Source organism: Georgenia sp. (assembly GCF_054605595.1).
On the sequence record NZ_JBTSDU010000138.1, the window covers coordinates 1 to 7978 of the forward strand.

7 protein-coding genes and 1 pseudogene are annotated in these 7978 nt (G+C 73.7%); all 8 read left to right on the plus strand.

What is annotated here, in order from left to right:
* Positions 1 to 490 (plus strand): annotated as a pseudogene (locus tag ACYC1Z_RS12985) (hypothetical protein); the annotation flags it as partial.
* An 88-nt stretch (positions 491 to 578) separates the two neighbouring features.
* Positions 579 to 995, plus strand: a complete 417-nt coding sequence (msrB, locus tag ACYC1Z_RS12990) for a peptide-methionine (R)-S-oxide reductase MsrB (RefSeq protein ID WP_461409944.1) — start codon at positions 579 to 581, stop codon at positions 993 to 995.
* Complete coding sequence (locus ACYC1Z_RS12995) at positions 992 to 1879, plus strand: endonuclease/exonuclease/phosphatase family protein (RefSeq protein WP_461409945.1); 888 nt, start codon at positions 992 to 994, stop codon at positions 1877 to 1879. The genes msrB and ACYC1Z_RS12995 overlap by 4 nt, the downstream gene beginning before the upstream one ends.
* A gap of 50 nt (positions 1880 to 1929) precedes the next feature.
* A complete protein-coding gene (locus ACYC1Z_RS13000) occupies positions 1930 to 2898 on the plus strand; it encodes an AEC family transporter (protein WP_461409946.1) in 969 nt (322 codons plus the stop codon).
* Positions 2895 to 3767: an EamA family transporter gene (locus tag ACYC1Z_RS13005; protein ID WP_461409947.1), complete on the plus strand. Its 873-nt coding sequence runs from the start codon at positions 2895 to 2897 to the stop codon at positions 3765 to 3767. Before ACYC1Z_RS13000 ends, ACYC1Z_RS13005 begins: the two co-directional genes overlap by 4 nt.
* A 266-nt stretch (positions 3768 to 4033) precedes the next feature.
* Positions 4034 to 5605: a DEAD/DEAH box helicase gene (locus ACYC1Z_RS13010; RefSeq protein WP_461409948.1), complete on the plus strand. Its 1572-nt coding sequence runs from the start codon at positions 4034 to 4036 to the stop codon at positions 5603 to 5605.
* Between the two features lie 272 nt (positions 5606 to 5877).
* Positions 5878 to 6090, plus strand: a complete 213-nt coding sequence (locus ACYC1Z_RS13015; RefSeq protein WP_461409950.1) for a GlsB/YeaQ/YmgE family stress response membrane protein — start codon at positions 5878 to 5880, stop codon at positions 6088 to 6090.
* A gap of 267 nt (positions 6091 to 6357) precedes the next feature.
* The gene (locus tag ACYC1Z_RS13020; RefSeq protein ID WP_461409949.1) at positions 6358 to 7920 is read left to right on the plus strand and encodes a methyl-accepting chemotaxis protein; all 1563 of its coding nucleotides are present in this window, start codon (positions 6358 to 6360) and stop codon (positions 7918 to 7920) included.
* Positions 7921 to 7978: the final 58 nt, after the last annotated feature.

Below are 7978 nucleotides of genomic sequence, written 5' to 3' on the forward strand. Positions count from 1 at the left end.
TGAGGAGCCCCGCCCCCGGGTGGAGCGTCACCACCCCTCGGCCGAGGAGACAACCGTGCTCGATGCCGCGCCGGGCAGCGACGGCCCCGCCACGTCCGGGGCCATGCGACCGGGCACGCCGGGCGTGCGCCGCACGATCGTCGGGCGCCTCGACGGGAGCGGCCGGCCCGACGCCGACCGGCCCGACGCCGACCGGCCCGACGCCGACCGGCCCGATGCCGACCGGCCCGACGCCGGCCGGCCCGATGACGCCGCGACCTCCGTGGGCCACGAGTCGAGCCTGTTCTCGGGCTCGAAGGAGGCCGAGGAGCGCGCCGAGGCATTCAGCGGCCCGGGTGCGGAGGCATTCGTGGAGCGCGAGCAGACGGCCGAGCGCAAGCGGGTGGACACGGCCGAGCACAAGCGCCTGGAGGAGTCGCGCGGGCGCCCGGACGTCCACGGCAAGGACGCCGCGCCCGGCGACGGCGCCGACGGTGGCGACGGCGACTGAACCGGTGGCGGTCACGGCGGCCGGCCGGAGCGGGTGGACACCGGCCGAGCGCGTGACGGGGGAGGTGTTCCGGGCGCACCATGAAGGTATGAGCACCCCCAAGGTCATCAGGTCCGACGAGGAGTGGCGGGCGGAGCTCGATGCGTTCGAGTACCAGGTCCTGCGGCTGGCCGCGACGGAACGCCCGGGCACCGGCGCGCTCCTGGAGGAGCACCGCGAGGGCATCTACCGCTGCCGCGGCTGCGGCGCCGAGCTCTTCCGCTCCGAGACGAAGTTCGAGGCGCACTGCGGCTGGCCGAGCTTCTACGCACCGCTCGCCGGGGACGCCGTCGAGCTCGTCGAGGACCGCTCGCTCGGCATGGTGCGCACCGAGGTGCGCTGCGCGTCCTGCGGTTCCCACCTGGGCCACCTCTTCGACGATGCCCCGCAGACGCCGACGGGCGAGCGCTTCTGCATGAACTCCGTCTCCCTCACGTTCGAGGAGTCCGGCGGCGACGGCGAGTGAGCGGTGTGACGGGCGCCGGGGCGCCCACCGTCCGGCTGCTCACGCTCAACCTCCAGCACGTCATGCCGGCCGCGGCCACCCCGCGCGTGCGTCAACGGCCGGACCGGGAGATCCTGCGCGAGGCGGCGGCCCCGATCGCGGTGAGCGACGCCGACGTCGTCGTGCTGCAGGAGGTCGACAAGTTCCAGCGGCGCTCGGGCAGCGTCGACCAGACCGCGGCGTTCGCCGCCGATCTCGGCCTGCCCTACGTCCGGTTCGCGGCCGAGTTCGCCGGCTCGGCCACGGGGGTGCGCCGCCCCGCGTGGCCGTCGGACGCGCCCGGGCGTCCCGGCTACGGCGTGGCGCTGCTGAGCCGGATCCCGGTGGGCACCTGGCATGTGCGCCCGCTGCGTGGCGCGGGCCTGCGGCTGCGGCGCGGGGGCCGGATCGGTTTCGCGATCAGCGGCGTCCTCCCCGTCATCGACCCGGGCCGCGTCTGCCTCGCCGCCGTGCTCCGCACCCCCGCCGGGCCGCTCACGGTGGGCGTGACGCACCTGTCGGTGGACCCGCCGACGGCGCAGCGGCAGTTGCGTACCGCGGTGGCCGCGCTGCGCTCGCTGCCCGGCCCGCGGGTGCTGGCCGGCGATCTCAACCTGGCCCCGGAGGTGGTGGCGGCGACGTCGGGGCTCGTGGCGCTCGCCGTCGGGAAGACGTTCTCGAACGTCCGCCCGCGCACCCAGATCGACCACATCCTGGGGGAGGGGCCGATCGCCGCGGCCGGCCCGGCGCGGGTGCACCACCTGGCCGTCTCCGACCACGCGGGCCTGAGCGTCGACCTCCGCGTGGGCGCCGAGCCGGAGGCGGGGGCGGGCTCCGGCTCGGCGCCCAACCACCCGGAGTGCTGATCCGCCCGGGCGTGGACGCCCGGCAGGCTCCTCCGGAGTCGGGTGGGAGGATGTCGGCGAGCGGGCGCGGCCCGGTACGGAAGGGTGGACGAGTGGGCGCAGTGCTCGCGGGGTTCGCGGCGCTGGCCGTCGTCGTCGTGCTGGGCTACCTGCTCGCCCGGTACCGCGTCCTCGGCGAAGGCGCCGCCGCCGTCCTCGCGCGCCTGGCGTTCTACGCCGCCACACCGGCGCTGATGTTCCTCACCGTCGCCCGGGCCGACGTGACCGACGTGTTCTCCGCCGGCGCCGTGGTCAACGGACTGACCATGGTGGTCCTGGTGGTCCTCTACGTCGTCCCCGCCCGGCTGCTGCTGCACCGGCGTGGGGCGGAGCTGACGCTGGGGGCGCTGTCCGCGAGCTACGTCAACGCCGGGAACCTGGGCATCCCGATCCTCGTCTTCGCCGTCGGTGACGCCACCGCGATCGCGCCGGTGCTGCTGTACCAGCTCCTGGTGATGGTCCCCGTGAGCTTCACCGTGCTCGACGCCCAGACCGGCCGGCGCGCCACCGGCCGCGCCGAGGTGCTGCTGACCCCGTTGCGCAACCCGCTCGTCCTCGCCGTCGGGGCCGGGCTGCTCGTCTCCGTCACCGGTTGGCGGCCGGCCGCGCCCGTGCTCATGCCGATCGAGCTGGTCGGGGACATGGCCGTGCCGGTCATGCTCATCGCCTTCGGGCTCTCCCTGCACGGGGCGCCGCTGCCCGGTCGGGGGCAGGACGGCCGCGCGGCGCTCTGGTACGCCGTCGGGCTCAAGGTCGTGGTGGCGCCGGCCGTCGCGCTCGTGCTCGGCCGCCTCGTGTTCGACCTCTCCGGGCCCGCGCTGCTCGGCCCGGTGGTGGCCGCGGCGCTGCCCGCCGCGCAGAACGTCTTCGTCTACGCCATGCGCTACGGCCGGGCCGTGCCGCTGGTCCGCGACACGATCCTCGTCACGACCGTGCTGTCGATCGTGGCGATCGTGGGCCTCGTCGGGGTGCTCGGGTGAGGCGCTTCCTGCAGGCCGTGCCGGCCCCGGCGCTGTTCCTCGGCTCCGGCTTCAGCCAGTACCTCGGTGCGGCGATCGCCGTCGGCCTCTTCGCCGTCATGCCGGCGACGACGGTCGCCTGGTGGCGCATCGTCGTCTCGGCGCTCGTGCTGCTGGCCTGGCGTCGGCCGTGGCGACGGCGGTGGACCGCCCGCGACGTCCTCGGCTCCAGCCTCTTCGGCGTGGTGCTCGGCGGGATGAACATGCTGTTCTACGTGGCGATCGACCACCTGCCGATCGGCACGGTCGTCTCGCTGGAGTACCTCGGACCCGTGGCGGTCACCGCGATCGGTGGTGGTGGCACCCGGGTGCGCGTCGCCGTCGTGCTCGCGCTCCTCGGCGTGCTCTCGATCTCCGGCCTCGGTGTGGACTGGTCCGACCCGGGCACCGCCGTCGGGGTCGGGTTCGCGCTCGCGGCGGGGGCGGCCTGGGCCGGGTACATCGTGCTCGGCCGCCGCATCGCCGCCGGGCGCAGCGGCCTGGACTCGCTCGCCGTCGGCATGCTGGCCGCGGCGGTGGTGTACGCGCCGGTCGCCGGCGGCACGGCGGGCATCGCCCCGTCCGACGCCGGGCTCGCGGCCGCCGTCGTCGGCATCGGGCTGCTGTCCTCGCTGGTGCCCTACTCGCTCGAGCAGGTGGCGCTCACCCGGCTGCCCGCCGCGACCTTCGCACTCCTGACCGCGCTGCTGCCCGTGGCGTCGCTGCTGGTGGGGCTCGTGGTGCTGGGCCAGGTGCCGACGGGCGGGGAGCTCCTCGGTCTCGTGCTGGTGAGCCTCGCCGTCGCGCTCGCCACCCGCGGCGAGGGTGGCGCCCCCGACCCCCCGACCTGACCGTCGCCCCGAGGTGGCCGTCCTCCCGAGGTGGCCGTCGCGCCCCGAGGAGACCGAGGCCTCGGCGTGACCGATACCCCCCGCGTGACCACTGTCACCGGAAGGGGAAGTTCCACGTTCTGGCGGTCGCGTGCGACACTGGGTCCAGGGATGCGCCGTCACCGACGCCCCGACATCGCACAGCACGGCTAGCGCCGGCGGTCACCGCCGAGGACGCGACAGCGGAGATGCCTGCGGTGACCTCCTGCTGAGAGAAGTTCCTTTTCGTGCTCGAAACCACTGACACCACTGTGCCCGCAGCCACCGATGCGACGTTCGCCGACCTCGGAGTGCCCGCGCCCCTGGAGAAGTCGCTCGCCTCGCGCGGCATCACCGCGCCGTTCCCCATCCAGACCGCCACCCTCCGCGACACGCTCGCCGGCCGCGACGTGCTCGGCCGCGGCCGCACCGGCTCCGGCAAGACCCTGGCGTTCGCGCTGCCGCTCGTCTCGCGACTCGCGGCCCTCGTGCCGTCGGGGGAGACCCTCGCCGGGCGCACCGTTCCCAGCCACCCGCGGGGCCTCGTGCTCGCCCCGACCCGCGAGCTCGCGACGCAGATCGCCGAGGCCATCATCCCGCTGGCCTCCACCGCGGGTCTGCGCGTCACCACGATCTTCGGCGGTGTCAAGCAGGGCCGGCAGGTCGAGGCGCTGCGGAGCGGCGTCGACATCGTCGTGGGCTGCCCCGGCCGTCTCGAGGACCTCATGTCCCAGAAGCTGCTGCACCTGGACAAGGTCGCCGTGACCGTGCTCGACGAGGCCGACCATATGGCCGACCTCGGGTTCCTGCCCGGCGTGACCCGCATCCTCAAGGCCACCCCGGCCGGCACCCAGCGCCTGCTCTTCTCCGCCACGCTCGACAACGGCGTGGACAGGCTCGTCAAGCAGTTCCTCGACCAGCCGCTGCACCACAGCGTCGACCCGGCCGAGTCGGCCGTCACCGCGATGGAGCATCACGTCTTCGAGGTCGCCGGCACGGCCGAGAAGAACGACGTCATCCATGCCCTCGCGTCCGGCACGTCGCGGCGTCTGCTGTTCACCCGCACCAAGCACCAGGCGAAGAAGCTCGCCCGCCAGCTGACCTCCTCCGGCATCCCCGCCGTCGAGCTGCACGGCAACCTCTCCCAGAACGCGCGCGAGCGCGGGCTCGACGCGTTCTCGACCGGTGAGGTCAGGGTCATGGTCGCGACCGACATCGCCGCGCGCGGCATCCACGTCGACGACATCGACCTCGTCGTCCACGTGGACCCGCCCGCCGAGCACAAGGCCTACCTGCACCGCTCCGGGCGCACCGCCCGCGCCGGCCACGGCGGCGACGTCGTCACCCTCGTGCTGCCCGAGCAGCGCGGCGACTTCCGGGCGCTGGCCCGGGCCGCGAAGATCCACGCCACGCCGGCCAAGGTCGTCGCCACGGACCCGCGCGTCACCGCCCTGGTGGGTGACGCCGCGCCGTACGTGGCGGCCGCTCAGGTGCCGCCGGCGGCCTCCCGCAAGCCCGAGCCGCAGCAGCCCGGCCGGGCTCGGGCGCGCACGAGCGACGCCGGAGCTCCCGCCGGCCGCCGCCGTGGTGGCCGCGGCCAAGGCGCCGGGGTCGGCCGGGCCGGTGGCTCGACCGGGGCTGCCGGTGGGCGTTCAGGTTCTGCTGCGGGCCGTCCCGCGCGTGCGGGTGGGTCGCGCGCCGTCTACAGCTCGACGACGGGCCAGGCGCCCGGTCTCGGCGAGCGGCATTCCGACGGTCGTGGCGCCGAGCGGTCGTCCCGACCGCGCCGCCGTGCGACCGCGGGCGGTCGCGGCGCCTGATCCGCGTCCCGGTTCAACGCCGCCGGCCGAAGACCTCGGAGGGAGATCCCGACGAGCTCCTCGGCCGGCGGCGTCTCCGGTGCCCTGGCACTCCCGGCTCCGCACCACGCGGTCGACGTGAGTTCTCCGCGTGCGTGCGGGTCATGCTCCTGTCACGATGATCTGGCTCCACCGACCTGCCGCGCCTGCGGCCTGGAGAAGGCGAGGATCTCGTGAGCATCATCTGGATCATCATCACCGGCGCCGTGATCGGCGCCCTGGCCCGCTTGTTCATGAAGGGTGACCAGAACCTGGGCATCCTGTGGACGATCATCCTCGGCGCCGCTGGAGCTGTCGTCGGCTACCTCATCACCGACGCCGTGGGATGGGCGGATACGAGCGGCGGCGACTGGATCCGCTGGGCGGTCTCCATCGTCCTTGCGATCCTCTTCATCTCCGTCTACCTCGGCATGACGCGCGGGAGCAAGCGCAACATCACCCGCTGATCTCAGCGGCCGCCACCCCCGCCTCCTCCGGAGAACCCGCCTCCCGACCATCGGGAGCCGGAGGAGTCGGGGGTGGCGGTGAGTGCGGGGCTCGAGACCGAGCCGAAGTTCCGGGCCGCGCTGCCGATGTTCCCGATCGCCCGGGCGTCGAACGTGCCGGGCCGGCCGACGAAGTCGGGTGGGTCCCGTCATCTTCCGTCACGACCTGCCGATGAACCGTTCGACGCGTGGTGGTCGATGCCGCGCCCCAGAGGGAGCGTCGAGGGCATGTCCGGATTCCGCATACGGTTGATCGGCAGCTACGTGCTGTTCCTGCTGTTCCTCGGGATCGTCGCCGGTGTCGGGTTGGCCGGGGTGAGGTCGGTCGGGTCCGCGGCCGGTGCTGCGCAGGACGATGCCGTCGGGTCCGTGACCCGCACCCTGCTGCTCATGGTCGGCATCGGGATCCCCGCTGCCGTGGCGTGCGCCTGGCTGCTCGTCCGCCAGATGGCCCGCCCGATGCGTGAGCTCGCGGGGTTGTTGGACAAGGCAGCGGCAGGCGACCTGACCCACCGCGGGGCATGGCTCGCGAAGGACGAGTTCGGCGACCTCGTCCGCCACTTCAACACCCTGGCGGACGGGCTCAGCGAGGCGTTGCGGGGCATGACCCGCGACTCCGGCGGCCTCACGGCCGCTGCCGAGGAGCTCACGGTCTCGTCCGGTGAGATCAGCGCGAGCGTCGCCGACTCCGCGGCGCGTGCCGGCGCGGTCGCCACGGCCACGGAGCAGGTGTCGACCAACGTCCGCTCGGTCGCCGCGGCGACCGAGGAGATGAGCGCGTCGATCCGGGAGATCGCCCACAACACGAACCTCGCCGCCGGGGTCGCGTCGAACGCGGTCGAGGCGGTCGAGACGGCGACCGTGACGGTGGCCCAGCTCGGGACGTCGTCCGCGGAGATCGGTCACGTCATCAAGGTCATCACCACGATCGCGGATCAGACGAACCTGCTCGCGCTCAACGCCACGATCGAGGCAGCGCGCGCAGGGGAAGCGGGCAAGGGCTTCGCCGTGGTCGCGGGAGAGGTCAAGGAGCTCGCCCGCGAGACCTCGCAGGCGACCGAGGACATCAGCCGACGGATCGACGCCATCCAGGCCGACTCCACGGCGGCAGTGGCGGCGATCTCGCAGATCTCCTCGATCATCGACCAGATCAACGAGACCCAGCTGACCATCGCCTCGGCTCTCGAGGAACAGACGGCGACGACGAACGAGATGAGCCGCAACGTCACTGAGGCCGCGTACGGTGCCGATGAGATCGCGGGGAGCATCGCCGGGGTCGCGACCGCTGCCGCCGCGTCGAGCGACGGCGTCGGCGAGAGCCTCACGGCGATCTCGGAGCTGACCCGGATGGCGGCGGAGCTCTCCAAGAGCGTCGGCCGGTTCACGCTGGCTGGTGCCGGTGGGGCGGGTGTCGAGATCTCGACGCACGAGCAGATCACGGCGGCGATCGCCGCGCACGGAGCGTGGAAGTACCGCCTCGCGGACGCCGTCGCAGCAGGTACCCATGTCGAGGACGTCGCAGCCGTGTCGAAGGACGATCGCTGCGCCTTCGGCACGTGGTTGTCCGGGGCCGAACCGTCGAGTGCGGATCGTGCGCGGCACGAGACGGCCCGGACCCAGCACGCCGGGTTCCACCTCGAGGCCGCCGAGGTCCTGCGTCAGGTCTCGGGCCGGAACCTGGACAAGGCCCGGACGGCCATCGCCCCGGGCGGCTCGTTCGCCGAGGCGTCGCGTGATCTCACCAAGACGATGATCGAGTGGCGACGCGCGGTCGAGGGTGCGCGGGTCTGACCCAGATCCGCGAGTAGTGGTCGGCGGGTCGTAACGAGCAGATGCCCTTTGCCTTGGA

What these genes read in the sequence shown, in the direction of transcription:
- msrB (WP_461409944.1), top strand. Translation starts at nt 579, where the DNA reads ATGAGCACCCCCAAGGTCATCAGGTCCGACGAGGAGTGGCGGGCGGAG.
- ACYC1Z_RS13000 (WP_461409946.1), top strand. Translation starts at nt 1,930, where the DNA reads ATGTCGGCGAGCGGGCGCGGCCCGGTACGGAAGGGTGGACGAGTGGGC.
- ACYC1Z_RS13015 (WP_461409950.1), top strand. Translation starts at nt 5,878, where the DNA reads ATGAAGGGTGACCAGAACCTGGGCATCCTGTGGACGATCATCCTCGGC.
- ACYC1Z_RS13020 (WP_461409949.1), top strand. Translation starts at nt 6,358, where the DNA reads ATGTCCGGATTCCGCATACGGTTGATCGGCAGCTACGTGCTGTTCCTG.